This is a genomic window from Citrobacter sp. C5_2 (assembly GCF_014596845.2).
GTDB classification, from domain to species: Bacteria; Pseudomonadota; Gammaproteobacteria; order Enterobacterales; family Enterobacteriaceae; genus Citrobacter; species Citrobacter werkmanii.
On record NZ_CP115032.1, the window covers coordinates 4,038,832 to 4,052,015 of the forward strand.

A 13,184-nucleotide genomic window follows, 5' to 3' on the forward strand; every position below is an offset into this window, starting at 1 on the left:
GTGGATCAGCGGATTAATATGGCTTTAAACCGTATCAGAAACGCATTCAGAGGCGTAATAACTCGCGTTAACAGCGCGGGGCCTGCGCAGACTATCCAGGGCAAGGGGCTTGGCCCTGAACCGTTACAGGATATAGAACTCTTTCAGCATTATGGTTTCACCTCTAATCCGCTACCCGGCACGATGGCGGTCGTGTTACCAATTAACGGTAAAACCAGCCACGGTATTGTTATTGCGACGGAGCACGGCCGCTATCGTCTGAAAGAACTGAAGCCGGGAGAAGTTGCACTGTATACGGATGAAGGCTGTAATATTGTTCTTAAACGCGGGAAAATTATTGAGGCCAATTGCGATGATTTTATCGTGAATGCCAAAAATAAATATTCAGTTAATACAGCCGACTATGATGTCAACGCGACAAATAAAGCAAACTTCGATACACCGCTTCTGAAAGCAACGAATGACCTTGCTGACGGTACATCCACGCTCAATAAGGTACGTGAGACTTATGACGACCATGACCACGAGCATGGTGGCGATGCAGGAACTACGGATAAACCTAATCAGCTGATGTAATTTGTGGTATTTTCCTGTTTACCTTTCTGAAACTAATTAACCCACTGAACCCCTTCAACTCTTACATTATTTCCTTTGCCGATATTATGTCGGCATGGAAATGCTAATTGACCCAGTCACCGGAGACTATACCGGTGACAGCACTGACTCCCTGGCCAATGCCGTTTATTTACGGTTAATGACGCCGCTTGGCTCATGGTGGGCGGCACCGTCACTGGGGTCACTTTTGCACACGCTACAGCGGGAAAAAGATACGCCTCGCGTGCGTAAACTCGCCCGCCAGTACGCAGAGCAGGCGCTTCAGCCTTTGCTGGACGATGGCAGGGCCACATCCATTGATGTAACGGCAGAACGCTATCAGCCAGGCTGGCTCCTGCTGCTTATCACTGTTACGTCTGCCGGTGTTTCACCGCAGACCTGGAAATATCCGGTTAAGGTGAGCTGATGCCCTTCGTTACTAAAACAACAGCACAAATCCGCGATGAGCTGTTGCGTGATATTAAAAACCAGCTGCAACTGACTGACGATAAACTGGGTGAAGACAGCGACTGGTTCGTTCGCGCCTCCAGTGTTGCAAGTGTTGCCGAGGGGCTTTACCAGCATCAGGGCTGGATTATTCGTCAGATTTTTCCGGATACCGCTGATGCTGAGTATCTCTACCTTCACGCGAGAACCCGAGGGCTTACCAAGAAACCCGCTAACAGCGCTTCTGGTCCTGCCACATTTACCGGACAGCCCAACACGACAGCAGCAGCAGGGTTAGTTTTTAAGCGTGACAGCCAGGCATGGACAACAACAGCGGAACTGACCATCGGAGCCGATGGCAAAGGCACTGTTAATGCTATCTCGTCGGCAAAAGGCACCGCCGGTAATACAACCTCGACCACCACTGCCATTCTCAGCACGACGCCATCGGGCCTCGACAGTACGGTGACCGTCGGGGTGATGTCTGGTGGCACTGACGAAGAGACTGATGCTGAGTTACTGGCCCGTTTACTCGATGTTATTCGCCGACCGCCTGCAGGCGGCAATAAATATGACTATAAGCGCTGGGCCCTTGAAGTTGCAGGTGTATCAGCTGCGTATGTCTATCCCCTGCGTCGGGGTCTTGGCACCGTTGATATTGTGATCACCTCTGCCGGTGGTCTGCCGTCTCAGGATGTTATTGATCGTACTCAGGCTCATATTGATGACGTACGCCCGGTGACGGCTAAGAACGCCCTGGTTATTGCCCCGACCATTGTCAATTTTGACGTTTCAGTCCAGGTATCTCTGGATGGTCTGACACTAGCCGATGCTACTACGCAAATTATCGCTTCTCTTCAGGATGACGACAGTCGCCGTGAACCTGCCGTGCCGTTTATCCGTAGCCAGGCCGGGACACTGATATCACTGATTCCAGGCATTAGTGACCGCGAATTTATCGCGCCTGCAGCCAATATCGTCCCGGTCGTCAATGAGGAGAAAGTGGAGTGGCTTCGGCTCGGTAATGTGGAGGTTGGATTACTGTGAGTCATTATACCTTACTGAATTTACTGTTACCCAAAGTCAGTTACAGCCCCGGTCAGCCGGTTCTGGCTGCATCTTTGCAGGCTGAATCCCGGGTTTTCGACGATGTAGAGAACTCGGCTGAACTTGCTAAAGGGGGCGTCACGCCCTATATGGCTCAGAACCTGCTCTCAGACTGGGAGCGTGTTCTTGGCCTGACAGCTCAGGCCGGGGCCAGCTATCAACAGCGCCAGCAGCGCGTGCTGGCCAAACTGGCCGAGACGGGCGGACTCAGCATCCCATACTTCACCCGACTGGCATCCAGCCTTGGATATACCGTCACGATTGATGAACCCCAGCCTTTCAGAGCGGGTACTAATCGCGCCGGTGATCGTCTATTTGTCGAAGACATTATCTGGGTGTGGGTTGTGAATGTTAAAAACTCCGGAACACTGGTTTACCGCTTCCGCGCTGGTAATTCTGCTGCTGGTGAACGGCTTACCTCATTTGGCGACCCGGTTATTGAAGAAGTCTTTCAGGACTTAAAACCGGCTCATACCTTTTGTTATTTCGCCTATCAGGATAATGCGTAATGAAATCGTTAATGCCGCCCATTAATACCCCTGACAACCTGTTTCATGATGGGAACCCAACAACAGGGGTTGAGGGGACTATTGTCCCCGCAGAACACCTTAATAATGAACAAGGCTCTATTCGCGATGTTCAAAGCGAGCTGATTGCCATCCTTACTGCTGCTGCGATGGCCCCGGATTCAACAGCTGGTCAGCTTCTGGTCGCGTTGAATAAACTCTATGCCCCAGGTAACGATACCCTGGGCGCTCTGGCTTCTCTGGTCGGTGCTGCTAACAAACTTCCGTACTTCACTGGTCCTAAAGGCGCGTCATTAACAGACCTGACAGCGTTCGCCAGAGAGGTGCTTGCCCAGACTGATGCCGCAGGCGTTCTCTCAAAGCTTGGTTTAGAAAACGCGACAAAAGCCATCATTCATACGGGGAAAGTTATTGCGGATTTAAACGCCCCGCCGAAAAACAGCACGGGGTTCGCATATCAGGATGCGCAGAACTCGCCAGGGTTCAACGCTACTGTTTTAACGGTAGACAGTATTGAAGGCTCGTATGACATTCAGATAGCGATTGGCTACAACCCGCTTAAATTTGCGTTTCGAGCCTACAGTGGTGATGCAAAAGTATGGCTTAACTGGGTGGTATTGGGTAATGCTGCCGCAAAAAACACGGGTACGACTGCCGGTACGGTTGCTGCGGGAGATGATTCACGTATAACCGGGGCAATTCAGAGAAATGCGATGGTTGGCGCAGTATCCCAGACGGGGGGCGCTCCAACCGGTGCAATTATTGAGCGGGGTTCTAACTCAAATGGCGAATACACCAAATTTGCAGACGGAACATTAATCTGCTGGTTTACACGGTCTGCTGAATCCACAGCAAACAACTCCAGCGGCGGCACAACTAACCTTTATTTTTCCAGTGAAGTGGGGCTCACTTTTCCGGCAACCTTTGTAGGCACTACGCCCACAGTCACACCTTCCGCTTCGCTTTCTTCTGGGGGTACTTCTTCGTGGCCTTCCGTTCGCGGACGTTCACTAACAGGGACTTCACTGGCGCTGATTAGCAATGTGCAAAATGCAGCGGCATATCTTGGGTATACAGCTATAGGAAGGTGGTTCTGATGAAAGCAATCCTTACTCCCCAGCGCTCTGATAACGTTATGAACGTGTCGGCAAAGGGCGACGTATTAACGATTGAAGTTGATGGTGTTACTGATTCATTCGATTTCAGCACGCTGAAGGATGGCGATATCGCAGTCGATTTTGTTTCAGTGTTAAGCCCTAATCCTGTGCGAAAAGCCAGAAAGGAGTCTGGGGAAGTCATCGTGGGACTTATTGGCTTCTATGGTCCTGATGCTGAAGAGAGTGAAATGCTGACTCGCGAGGTAATATTAAATGGGTAGTTTCACGGTAATAACCGCAAAAGAGTCCGCTATCAGCGCGGCAGAGAATAAAAAACGTTTCCTGATTATTGAGGCCAGAGAATATATAGACAGTAAGCAGTGGATCGGGAAAGCTGCAATTGGTCGGCTGAAAGGTGATGAACTGGCACAGTACAATTTGTGGCTGGATTACCTGGAAGCGCTGGAAGCGGTAGACACCTCCATAGCACCAGATATTAACTGGCCTGCTCCCCCAGAAGTGTAGGCCATACGGGGTTTGCTGTATCACGCGCATCAGCAAGCCCCGTTTTTTCAAGACTGCATAGCGGCAATTTTGTCCTCATCTCCCTCTAAATGAACCTTTTGTAGGTTGCTGGGTTTTAGTGTCGGCGAACCTATTTGAGAATTTTAAAGATGTGTTAGCCTGGTTCTATCCAAACGAGAAGAGGTAAGGCTGATGATTATTGGTTATGCACGAGTATCGAGTAATCACCAAGACACAGAGTTGCAGATGCAGGCGCTGAGAACTGCCGGATGCAAGTTGATTTTTGAAGAGAAGGCCTCGGGCCGGAAGACCAATCGACCTGTGCTTAATAAGGTCGTCAATATGCTGGAGCCCGGTGATGAGCTGGTCATCTGGAAACTCGACCGGATCGGACGCAATGTCCTGCACGCACTGTTAACATTCCAGAGTCTTTCCGAGCGTCAGGTTAACATTCGTTCTATCACTGATGGCGTTGACCTCAGCACGGCAAGCGGTCGCTATAACTTCCGCAATATTCTCTCTGCGGCGCAGTATGAATCAGACCTTAATAGTGAGAGAACATTAGCCGGACTTGCTGTCGCAAGGGCTAAAGGCCGTATTGGTGGACGTAAACCAAAATTCACAGATGAGCACTGGAAAGCATTTGAACAGGAAATCAGGTCCGGTTATTCGCATCGTGATGTGGCTCGCAAATATGGAGTAGGTCTGTCTACCCTATACAAGCATTACCCAGCTCAACCTCAGCAGCAATAATTTACTTATGCGTTCATTTTTGCACTGTGCAGAATCGGTATTTTAAGGCCAATCTGTCAGTGCAAAATTAATCGCGTATCAGTGCAAAAAATTTCGCCGCGCTACACCTGGCAGCGCCAGGCTCAGGGCGATAACGATGCCGTTTAACGCGTTCATCCAGCGCCCGCTTAAGTGTTGCATATCAAAATCCTGCTTAGATCGGGAAGAGAGGATGGTTAAACAGACGCGTCAGCCAGCCCGCCGCATTGGCATCGCTCAATGCGCCACGGCCCGCGTAGGAGATGCGTGCATCCGCAATACGCTGCGATGAGACGGAGTTGTCGTTCTGAATGTCATCGGCGCGCACCAGGCCACTCAGGCGAATGTACTCATCGCCCTGGTTAAGGGTGAGCCATTTTTCACCGCGAATTTCCAGGATACCGTTCGACTGTACCGAGTGTACCGATACCGTAATTTCACCGCGTAAACTGTTTTGCTGCTGCGAGGTCGCCGTCCCGTTGAAGTCACGATTGGCGTCCACGGAAGCGGAAAGGTTATCTTTGGTATGTCCGAACAGCGTCGGCGCGCCGATGTCGACGGTATTGTTCTTACCGAAATTGGTTTTCGCCTGTTTGCTCGACTGGGTGGATTCTTCCAGCATCACGGTCAGGATATCGCCCACGCGATAGGCGCGGCGGTCCGCCGTCAGCGACCAGTTATACCCCGTTTCAAACACGCCCCCCGCGCGACCATCCGCCGTTGGCGGCGCTTCCGTTTTGGGAGGAGCAAAGAATTCGTCATTTTTTTTGACCAGGAGGGCCTGCGATTCGCACCCGCTTAACAGGGGAAGCAGTACCATCAGCCAGAGATAATTTTTCACGTTCTGCCTATTTCTGCCGGATGGCGCTGTACCATCCGGCATTTCACATTCTTGAGTTACAGTGTCTGACTAATAAACTGCAGCATATCGTCTGCCGCAGAGACCATTTTGGCGTTCATCTCATAGGCGCGCTGTACGGTGATCATCGCCACCATTTCGTTGACGATGTCCACGTTCGAGCCTTCCAGTGCTTTATCCTGTAACGTTCCCAGACCATCTTCCCCCGGAATACCTTCCGTCGGTTGACCGCTGGCCGCCGTTTCCAGATACAGGTTGTCGCCTTCGGCTGAAAGCCCGGCCGGGTTGGCGAAATTCACCAGCGTTAGCTGTCCCAGCTCAGTGGGATCGCTGTCGCCGGGTAAAATCGCGCTCACCGTGCCATCGGAAGCAAATGACACGCTGGTTGAACCCGCTGGCACATCAATTTCCGGCTGTAACGGCAAACCCTGGGAGTTGGTCAGCACGCCATCAGCGTTAACCTGCATATTGCCGTCACGGGTATAAGCGATATCCCCATTGGCTTTTTGCACCTGCCAGAACCCCTGCCCCATGATGGCCACGTTCATCGTATTGTCGGTGGTTTCTACATTTCCTTCGGTGAAGGTTTTTTGCGTTCCCACAATACGAACACCGCTACCGAACTGCATTCCGGTCGGCATGATGTTATTTTGATCGAGCATGGCGCCCGGCGCTTCCTGAGTCTGATAAAACAGATCCTGGAACATCACGCGGTCGCGCTTAAAGCCCGTGGTATTGACGTTGGCGATGTTGTTGGCAATCGCACTCATCTCAGCATCCTGCGCCGACAGGCCGGTTTTACTGATCCATAACGCTGCATTCATAAAACTTTATCCCTGATTAAAGGCTACGACTCAGGAGCCGCGTAGCAGCCTGTTGCCTGAGTCGCTGAGATCTTCAGCCGTTTTCATCATCTTGATTTGCGCTTCAAACTGACGGTTCATCGCGATAGATGACATCATTTCGCTCACCGCAGACACGTTACTGCCTTCCAGAAAGCCGCCGCTCACTTTGATGTTCTCATCGCGCTGCGCCGGTACGCCGTCCGCCGTCACCAGCATCCCCTCGCTATTTTTCGCCAGATTGGCGACCGGAATATCCACCAGCTTCAGGCGATCGATATCCATCGTTGCAGTAACATCGCCATCGTCAGGCGTGACGGAGAGCGTGCCGTCGCTGCCGAAAGAGGCAATCGCGTTTGGCGGTAAAATAATCGGGCCGTTATCCCCGAGCACCACGTTACCGTCGATGGTCAGTTGCCCCTGATCGTCCTGCTGAATATTGCCGTTACGGGTGTACACCTCGTTTCCCGCTTTATCCTGCACGGCGATATAGCCGGGTCCCTGAATAGCAACATCAAGCGGACGTTCGGTTTTTTCCGCCACGCCAGTGCTGTCATTGACGCCGCTGGGACTCTCCTTCGCCATAAAACGCGTATCAAAACCACCGCCTTTTACTTTGTCGTTGCTCGCCATCGCCATATCCGCGCGAAAACCATTGGTGTTAACGTTGGCAAGGTTATTGGCGCTAATTTGCTGCTCGAGCAGCGTCTGGGTGGCTCCGCTGAGTGCGGTATAAATCAACCGATCCATTTCTTAGCCTTACATCGCCTGGAAGAGAGCCTGATCCAACTGCGTACTGGTCGAAATCACCTTGGTGTTCGCCTGGTAATTACGCTGGGCGGTCATGAGATTGACCAGTTCGTTGGTAATATCCACATTGGAGCTTTCGAGCATGCCGGAGGAGAGCGTGCCGCAAGAGCCGGAGCCAGGCGTGCCAATTAGCGGCGTGCCGGATTCGCCCGTCTGTACCCAGGCGGTGCCGCTTACCGCTTCCAGTCCGTTCTCATTCGGGAAGGTAGCGAGCACGACCTGCCCCTGCAGCATGCGTTCGCCGTTGCTGTAGGTGGCGTAAACTTTACCGTCATCATCCACCTGCACGCCGTTCTGCGTTGCCGAGGCATAACCGGTTGCGGAGTTGGTTGTCACCGAGAAATCAGAGCCGTACTGAGTACAGTCTGAGTAATCAATGGTCATCGAAATCGGCGCAGCGTCATCAGTAGTGAACGTGATGGTTTGCGGTGTTGTTGGCGATGTCAGCTTGCCGGTATTTGGGTCGAAGGTCAGCGTGGTCGGTGGGACGCCGCTCTGCGCCTCACCATCAAAGGTGTACTGTACTTCCCAGGTGTTATCGGCGGTTTTGGTAAAATACTGGCTAACCGAGTGTTCGTTACCCAGCGAGTCATACACAGTGGTGGTGTAGCTGTCGGTATAGGTATCGCTGTTGTTCGCGTCAAACGGTACGCTGGTGCGATCGATCGTTTCATCACTGGCGTCAAAGTTTGCCGTGAAGGTCATGCTATCGGTGGCCTGCGCCGGGATGTTGCCGGTTTTAATCTGGATGTCAGTGACGGTACCGGTTTGCAGCGTGCCGCTGTCATCAACCGGATAACCTTGCAGGTAATCACCGGACGCATTGACGATATAGCCGTTTTTATCGGTCACAAAAGAGCCGGCACGCGTATAGGAAATATTCCCTGCGCTATCGCACATGACGAAAAAACCATCATCGTTAATGGCTAAATCCAGCGCATTGCCGGTTGAAACCATCGAGCCACCGGTGGAGATACTTTGTGCGGAACCGGCCACGCTCACGCCCATCGCCTGCGTCCCGGCGTACATGGCGGAGAACTGGGTGGTCATTGATTTATAACCCACCGTACCGGAGTTAGCGATGTTGTTACTGATGCCGTCCAGTTGTTCGTTGACGGCGTTTAGCCCCGTCGCTGCAATTTCATAACTCATTGTTTCTTCCTGTAAGATTAACTAAATCAGAGCACCATATTGCTGTTGGCGTTATCGCTTCCGTCGTCAGTATCTGGCGGCGTGGTGTCATCGGAACCGCTGGTTCCGTCGGTGCTGTCCGGTACGCCAAACTGGGTGATCATGGTGAATGGCACTTCGCCAACGCCGTCAACGTTGAGCACCGGCGTGCTGCCATCAAGCGGAATACGCACATCTTCCACCTGGCCCGTCACCTCGATCGGCACTTCCTCTTCCCCGGTATTGGTCACCACGGAAACGCTGTAATCGCCCGGCGGGATGCCGTAATCCGCAGGATTGATGTCGAAGTCCACCTGGCCGGGTCCGACGGAGGTTTCACCTTCCGGAATCAGCGACACGGTGTAGTCATCACCCGCTTCATCGGTAAAGTGCAGATCCACATCGGTACAACTGTCATCCAACGTGACGCGCCCCTGGATCGCCTTGCTGTTGTCTTCGATATCCAGCGAGGTGGTTTGCACCATAATGTCGTCGCCGACCATATTTCCCAGCGCCATCACCTGGATGTTGCTCATCAGCACGGCATTGGTGTTGGCCTGGACGCTCATCTCTTCCATCATCGCCACCTGCGCCATTGAGGAGAGCTGATCGATATAGGCCGTAGGATCGGTGGGATCGGTCGGGTCCTGGTTTTCAATTTCAGCCACAAACAGCGTCAGAAACGTGTCGACCGCCGAGGTTTCGGTGGACGTGGTGGTTGTTGTGGTGCTGCTGGTGTCGCTGGTATCCGTCGTTGACGACGTTGTCGAAGAACTGCTGTCTCCCACATTAGTGCTTTGCGCCGTGGCGCCGACGTTATTTTCAGCAACCGCCGTCATCTTCTCCTGAGAAGAAGCCAGCGCCTGAGATTGGGCATACAGAGCCAGGGTATTCATTACACTTCTCCCAGTTTGAGTAAGCTTTGCTGCATACTTTTGACGTTATTCAGCACATCAACGTCGGTTTCAAAATCACGTGATGCGGACATCATGTCAGCCATTTGCTCGACCACGTTGACGTCCGGGTACCAGACAAAACCGTTCTGATCCGCCATTGGGTGATGCGGCTCATAACGCTTCACCGCCCCGCCGCTTTGCATGACGTCCTGCACTTGTACGCTGGCGCCATCAATGGCGTGACGGTTATGTCCCCCTATCAGGCTATTGTTGTAAACCGCGGCAAAAACCGGGCTGCGCGCCTTATAGGCCTGCGCCTCGCTGCTGGCAGGAGATTCCGCATTCGCCATGTTGCTGGCGACGGTATTCAGACGGATGGTTTGCGCCGTCATCGCCGAACCGGAAATCTGGTAAATATCAGTAAACGACATGGTTATTTCCCTTCAATGGCCTCTTTGATGCCGCTAAGTTGCAGATTCAAAAAAGTCAGACTGCTTTGATAATCCATACTATTTTGTGAAAACCGGGCCTGCTCGGAATTCAGCTCTACGGTATTGCCATCCTCTGAAGGCTGCATCGGCACGCGGTATTTCACGTCAACCTCGGGCGGAACATTTGTACGACTTGCCCGTTGCATCTCGGCGGCAAAATCAATATCTTTGGCTTTGAAATTTGGTGTATCGACGTTTGCCAGATTCGCAGTCAGTAGCTCGGTCCTCTCAAGACGTAACTTCACTGCCAGCGGATGTACACCCAATGCCTGCTGAAAACTGATTCCCATTTCTTGCATCACTCCTGCGTAGATATCGCTGTTATTAGCAATATGCATGCCAACTTTTAAGTGATTGATGAGAAATGACTTTATGAAAAGACACCCTCACAGAAGGAAGCCCTCTTTCCTCTTTGCCGTGGAAATGATGCTGGCTATATGCTGTGGCTTACCCGCACATGCCGCCGTCCATCCCATTCAGCACAGCGCCCGGGAACAGATCAACGCGCGGGTTCTCGATGCCGCCAGTCATGAAATTGACGCGCTGGCGCGCAAACAGCAGTGGCGGGACTATCGCTACACGTTCAATATTTATATTCCCTCCGCCGTGAGTACCAGCGCGCTATGCGCGTCGGCGCCGCAGGTTACCTCAAGCACATCACCGGAGATGGTCCTGTCACGAATGAACTTTGTGGTCAGTTGTCCGGGCAGCAATGGCTGGCAATTTAACGTGGCGGTACGCCCCGATGTGTCGATTCCGGTGGTCATGCCAAAGTCGTTGATTGCGCGAGATACGGTAATCACCGCCGACGACCTGCAGCTTAAAAAATTCAATATCAGCAACCAGCGCGAAGGGTTGATGACGAATATCGATGAGGCGATTGGTCTCACCAGCAAGCGCGCCCTGCAACCGGGCAAACCGATTACCCGTAGCGAGCTGGTACTGCCCGTACTGGTCAAACGCGACCAGCCGGTGATGATCGTCTCCCACATGGCCGGGATCACCGCCTCAATGCCGGGCGTGGCGTTGAAGAATGGTCGTAAAGGGGATGTGATAAAAATTCGCAACAGCAGCAGCCAGCGGATCATTAGCGGGATGGTGGACGATACCGGCGTGGTCACCACGCTGACGGCGGAATAGTGCGGGGATTTTTTGTGATGGGATTAAAGTTTTCCTCTATTGCCGTCGCTTTTAGCCAATAACAGATAACCAACCCAACGGAATATGTACGAGGTTGCTATGAAAATTACCCCAACTCTGCCAGGCAATCGCCCTGCATCGACAACCGAACAGGCACGTGCAGACAAGAGCAGCGTGCAGACGAGCGCGTCCAGTTCCGCATCGCTTTCCGCCGACGATATTACTCAGGCGGGATTACAAACGGCGCAGCAAACGCTGAACAGTGATACGCAAAGTGACGTTGATTACGACAAAGTGGCGCAAATGCAGGCCATGCTGGCCTCAGGCGATTTGCAGGTTGATACCGATCAACTGGCTGGGGACATGCTCAGCTTTTTCCAGAAATAAGAGGCTACAACAGTGAGTACCAGGCTACAGCAGGTGAAAACTCTGCTTCAGGGCATCCGCGAGGACGGGACGCGGTATGACGCGCTCAGACACCAGTTGGAACAACAACGTCTGTGTATGATCCGTCGCGACAGCGACGAACTACTGGCCGTCAATGAACTTATTCAACAGCATTATGAGCAGTTGCAAAACAGCAGCCAACAGCGCCGGTCGCTCCTGCAACTGCTGGGCGTAAGCGTCAATCGTGCAGGGATAGAACAGGTCTTTAGCTGGCTGCCGGGCGTGCAGAAAACTGCCGCAGAGGGCTGGTGGCAAAGCCTTGAGCAAAAAGCGAAACGCTGCAAGATGTACAACGAAAAAAACGGCGATCTGCTGATCCGTCAGTATGAATTTATTCAGGCTTTTTTAGGCACTGAGCCCGATTTTATTTACCAGCGCTAAAACTTCCTTCCCTGACGCGGAAACCGACTTTCCGCGCCTCATCTAACCAGTTGATATAAATACAATTAAAATTCAGGCATGGATATTGCACTGTCATAGCCAGATTTTGAACATTGGGATTACTGAGAACACATTATGAGTATGATTGATTGTTACGAGCCTGACTTTGTCCGGTTGTTTTTATCCCACCATCCGGATTCCGCTTTACTGGTCAACGTGCGCTGGAAAACGGAAGTTCGTCAGAGTCTGGTCTTAACCGATCCGGCCAGCTGCCAGGCTGCATTAGGCGATCCCAATGCCTTTGTCTTGCATCATTCAAAATGTGCGGCCGCCCCTGACAGCCCGACGTTATCCCCACGCGATCAGGTGTTGAATCAATCTGCTCTGAATACCATTACCCTGCCAGGCTTGTCACCGGAGCTGCGCCTCTATGCGCTGGGCATCATGCTCTCTTTTTGTGAGAAATGCCCAGACAGTAGCGATGCGACGCTGGAAAAGCTGGCTTCGCTACCGCAGGTGCTGGCTGACCATGCGCAAAGTGGAAAACTGCAGGAGCAATTCGCACAACTGCCTAGTCTGCCCCAGTTGCAGCGGGAAATGATCACCCAAATGGGCAACTGCGATTTCAATTGGGAACTGTTGCCGGAAAGCGCGCGTAAGCTGACCTTGCCCCTGCAGGTAAGCCTGCTGATGCTGCAAGATGCTAACAGTGAAGCCTTGCTCCAACAGCAATTGCATGATCAGTGGTTAATGACCTGGGAGCGCTATTTCGCGCAGGATGCCTGGATTTTCAGTAACTATCTGATTTATCGCCTTTATCACGATACCTTCCCGCAACATGACGATGAAAGCGCACTCCTGCGTTTCTTCTGGCTGGTCGCTGACGTCTTTATGATTCGTACACTGTTTTGCCTGTGGACACTGGACGGTTCCGCATTAAGCCACGACGAAATTTATGCCCTTTTCGCGCTGTTTGAAGCGTGGCGCAATAGCGAGCATGCCATCTCGCTGCGCCAGCATATTGTGAACATATTGCCGGGAGACCCTCTGCTCTCGGCGTTTTCCCTGATTACACGTTAG

Annotated in this window: 18 protein-coding genes and 1 pseudogene; 12 read left to right on the top strand and 7 right to left on the bottom strand. The window is 52.3% G+C overall.

Annotation, left to right across the window (positions count from 1 at the left end):
* The first annotated feature begins 18 nt into the window (after nucleotides 1-18).
* From ICA20_RS19710 to ICA20_RS19745, 8 genes and pseudogenes are all read left to right on the top strand, one after another.
* Nucleotides 19-576 carry a phage baseplate assembly protein V gene (locus ICA20_RS19710; RefSeq protein ID WP_348957246.1) on the top strand — a complete coding sequence of 186 codons (558 nt, stop codon included), beginning with the start codon at nucleotides 19-21 and terminating at the stop codon, nucleotides 574-576.
* A gap of 94 nt (nucleotides 577-670) precedes the next feature.
* Complete coding sequence (locus tag ICA20_RS19715) at nucleotides 671-1,021, top strand: phage GP46 family protein (RefSeq protein WP_149282254.1); 351 nt, start codon at nucleotides 671-673, stop codon at nucleotides 1,019-1,021.
* Nucleotides 1,021-2,088, top strand: a complete 1,068-nt coding sequence (locus tag ICA20_RS19720) for a baseplate J/gp47 family protein (RefSeq protein ID WP_149282255.1) — start codon at nucleotides 1,021-1,023, stop codon at nucleotides 2,086-2,088. Before ICA20_RS19715 ends, ICA20_RS19720 begins: the two co-directional genes overlap by 1 nt.
* A complete protein-coding gene (locus ICA20_RS19725; protein WP_149282256.1) occupies nucleotides 2,085-2,657 on the top strand; it encodes a YmfQ family protein in 573 nt (190 codons plus the stop codon). Before ICA20_RS19720 ends, ICA20_RS19725 begins: the two co-directional genes overlap by 4 nt.
* Nucleotides 2,657-3,772, top strand: coding sequence for a hypothetical protein (locus tag ICA20_RS19730; RefSeq protein WP_232067040.1), 1,116 nt, complete (start codon nucleotides 2,657-2,659; stop codon nucleotides 3,770-3,772). The genes ICA20_RS19725 and ICA20_RS19730 overlap by 1 nt, the downstream gene beginning before the upstream one ends.
* On the top strand, nucleotides 3,772-4,053 hold the full coding sequence (locus tag ICA20_RS19735; protein ID WP_038637872.1) for a hypothetical protein: 282 nt from the start codon (nucleotides 3,772-3,774) through the stop codon (nucleotides 4,051-4,053). Before ICA20_RS19730 ends, ICA20_RS19735 begins: the two co-directional genes overlap by 1 nt.
* Before the next feature lie 31 nt (nucleotides 4,054-4,084).
* A pseudogene (locus ICA20_RS19740) lies at nucleotides 4,085-4,297 on the top strand (tail fiber assembly protein); the annotation flags it as partial.
* Between the two features lie 192 nt (nucleotides 4,298-4,489).
* Nucleotides 4,490-5,050 carry a recombinase family protein gene (locus tag ICA20_RS19745; protein ID WP_061549679.1) on the top strand — a complete coding sequence of 187 codons (561 nt, stop codon included), beginning with the start codon at nucleotides 4,490-4,492 and terminating at the stop codon, nucleotides 5,048-5,050.
* A gap of 193 nt (nucleotides 5,051-5,243) precedes the next feature.
* Here ICA20_RS19745 and flgH read toward each other — a convergent pair whose 3' ends face one another.
* Genes flgH through flgB form a run of 7 tightly spaced genes read right to left on the bottom strand, consistent with a single transcriptional unit; the run spans nucleotide 5,244 to nucleotide 10,426 of the window.
* A complete protein-coding gene (gene flgH, locus ICA20_RS19750) occupies nucleotides 5,244-5,909 on the bottom strand; it encodes a flagellar basal body L-ring protein FlgH (RefSeq protein WP_038643004.1) in 666 nt (221 codons plus the stop codon).
* Nucleotides 5,910-5,965: 56 nt separating this feature from the next.
* Complete coding sequence (flgG, locus tag ICA20_RS19755; protein ID WP_038637632.1) at nucleotides 5,966-6,751, bottom strand: flagellar basal-body rod protein FlgG; 786 nt, start codon at nucleotides 6,749-6,751, stop codon at nucleotides 5,966-5,968.
* Between the two features lie 30 nt (nucleotides 6,752-6,781).
* Entirely contained in the window at nucleotides 6,782-7,519 is a 738-nt protein-coding gene (locus tag ICA20_RS19760) for a flagellar basal body rod protein FlgF (protein WP_038637629.1), read from the bottom strand.
* A gap of 9 nt (nucleotides 7,520-7,528) precedes the next feature.
* Complete coding sequence (gene flgE, locus ICA20_RS19765; RefSeq protein WP_038637626.1) at nucleotides 7,529-8,731, bottom strand: flagellar hook protein FlgE; 1,203 nt, start codon at nucleotides 8,729-8,731, stop codon at nucleotides 7,529-7,531.
* A gap of 26 nt (nucleotides 8,732-8,757) precedes the next feature.
* Nucleotides 8,758-9,645, bottom strand: coding sequence for a flagellar hook capping FlgD N-terminal domain-containing protein (locus ICA20_RS19770; RefSeq protein WP_038637623.1), 888 nt, complete (start codon nucleotides 9,643-9,645; stop codon nucleotides 8,758-8,760).
* On the bottom strand, nucleotides 9,645-10,076 hold the full coding sequence (flgC, locus tag ICA20_RS19775; protein ID WP_006685942.1) for a flagellar basal body rod protein FlgC: 432 nt from the start codon (nucleotides 10,074-10,076) through the stop codon (nucleotides 9,645-9,647). The genes ICA20_RS19770 and flgC overlap by 1 nt, the downstream gene beginning before the upstream one ends.
* Before the next feature lie 2 nt (nucleotides 10,077-10,078).
* Nucleotides 10,079-10,426 carry a flagellar biosynthesis protein FlgB gene (gene flgB, locus ICA20_RS19780; protein WP_038643002.1) on the bottom strand — a complete coding sequence of 116 codons (348 nt, stop codon included), beginning with the start codon at nucleotides 10,424-10,426 and terminating at the stop codon, nucleotides 10,079-10,081.
* Between the two features lie 133 nt (nucleotides 10,427-10,559).
* Between flgB and flgA the strand changes: the two genes are divergently transcribed.
* The 4 genes from flgA to ICA20_RS19800 all read left to right on the top strand — a co-directional run bounded on the left by flgA (nucleotide 10,560) and on the right by ICA20_RS19800 (nucleotide 13,184).
* Nucleotides 10,560-11,276: a flagellar basal body P-ring formation chaperone FlgA gene (gene flgA, locus ICA20_RS19785; RefSeq protein ID WP_038637620.1), complete on the top strand. Its 717-nt coding sequence runs from the start codon at nucleotides 10,560-10,562 to the stop codon at nucleotides 11,274-11,276.
* A gap of 99 nt (nucleotides 11,277-11,375) precedes the next feature.
* On the top strand, nucleotides 11,376-11,663 hold the full coding sequence (gene flgM, locus ICA20_RS19790; protein WP_038643000.1) for a flagellar biosynthesis anti-sigma factor FlgM: 288 nt from the start codon (nucleotides 11,376-11,378) through the stop codon (nucleotides 11,661-11,663).
* Between the two features lie 12 nt (nucleotides 11,664-11,675).
* Nucleotides 11,676-12,104, top strand: coding sequence for a flagellar protein FlgN (locus ICA20_RS19795; RefSeq protein WP_038637617.1), 429 nt, complete (start codon nucleotides 11,676-11,678; stop codon nucleotides 12,102-12,104).
* Nucleotides 12,105-12,239: 135 nt separating this feature from the next.
* Nucleotides 12,240-13,184, top strand: a complete 945-nt coding sequence (locus tag ICA20_RS19800; RefSeq protein ID WP_038637614.1) for a hypothetical protein — start codon at nucleotides 12,240-12,242, stop codon at nucleotides 13,182-13,184.

What these genes read in the sequence shown, in the direction of transcription:
- ICA20_RS19715 (WP_149282254.1), top strand. Translation starts at nt 671, where the DNA reads ATGGAAATGCTAATTGACCCAGTCACCGGAGACTATACCGGTGACAGC.
- flgB (WP_038643002.1), bottom strand. Translation starts at nt 10,426, where the DNA reads ATGGGAATCAGTTTTCAGCAGGCATTGGGTGTACATCCGCTGGCAGTG.
- ICA20_RS19800 (WP_038637614.1), top strand. Translation starts at nt 12,240, where the DNA reads ATGAGTATGATTGATTGTTACGAGCCTGACTTTGTCCGGTTGTTTTTA.
- flgC (WP_006685942.1), bottom strand. Translation starts at nt 10,076, where the DNA reads ATGTCGTTTACTGATATTTACCAGATTTCCGGTTCGGCGATGACGGCG.
- ICA20_RS19720 (WP_149282255.1), top strand. Translation starts at nt 1,021, where the DNA reads ATGCCCTTCGTTACTAAAACAACAGCACAAATCCGCGATGAGCTGTTG.
- flgM (WP_038643000.1), top strand. Translation starts at nt 11,376, where the DNA reads ATGAAAATTACCCCAACTCTGCCAGGCAATCGCCCTGCATCGACAACC.
- ICA20_RS19730 (WP_232067040.1), top strand. Translation starts at nt 2,657, where the DNA reads ATGAAATCGTTAATGCCGCCCATTAATACCCCTGACAACCTGTTTCAT.
- ICA20_RS19770 (WP_038637623.1), bottom strand. Translation starts at nt 9,645, where the DNA reads ATGAATACCCTGGCTCTGTATGCCCAATCTCAGGCGCTGGCTTCTTCT.
- flgE (WP_038637626.1), bottom strand. Translation starts at nt 8,731, where the DNA reads ATGAGTTATGAAATTGCAGCGACGGGGCTAAACGCCGTCAACGAACAA.
- ICA20_RS19735 (WP_038637872.1), top strand. Translation starts at nt 3,772, where the DNA reads ATGAAAGCAATCCTTACTCCCCAGCGCTCTGATAACGTTATGAACGTG.
- flgA (WP_038637620.1), top strand. Translation starts at nt 10,560, where the DNA reads ATGATGCTGGCTATATGCTGTGGCTTACCCGCACATGCCGCCGTCCAT.
- ICA20_RS19760 (WP_038637629.1), bottom strand. Translation starts at nt 7,519, where the DNA reads ATGGATCGGTTGATTTATACCGCACTCAGCGGAGCCACCCAGACGCTG.
- ICA20_RS19710 (WP_348957246.1), top strand. Translation starts at nt 19, where the DNA reads ATGGCTTTAAACCGTATCAGAAACGCATTCAGAGGCGTAATAACTCGC.
- ICA20_RS19745 (WP_061549679.1), top strand. Translation starts at nt 4,490, where the DNA reads ATGATTATTGGTTATGCACGAGTATCGAGTAATCACCAAGACACAGAG.
- flgG (WP_038637632.1), bottom strand. Translation starts at nt 6,751, where the DNA reads ATGAATGCAGCGTTATGGATCAGTAAAACCGGCCTGTCGGCGCAGGAT.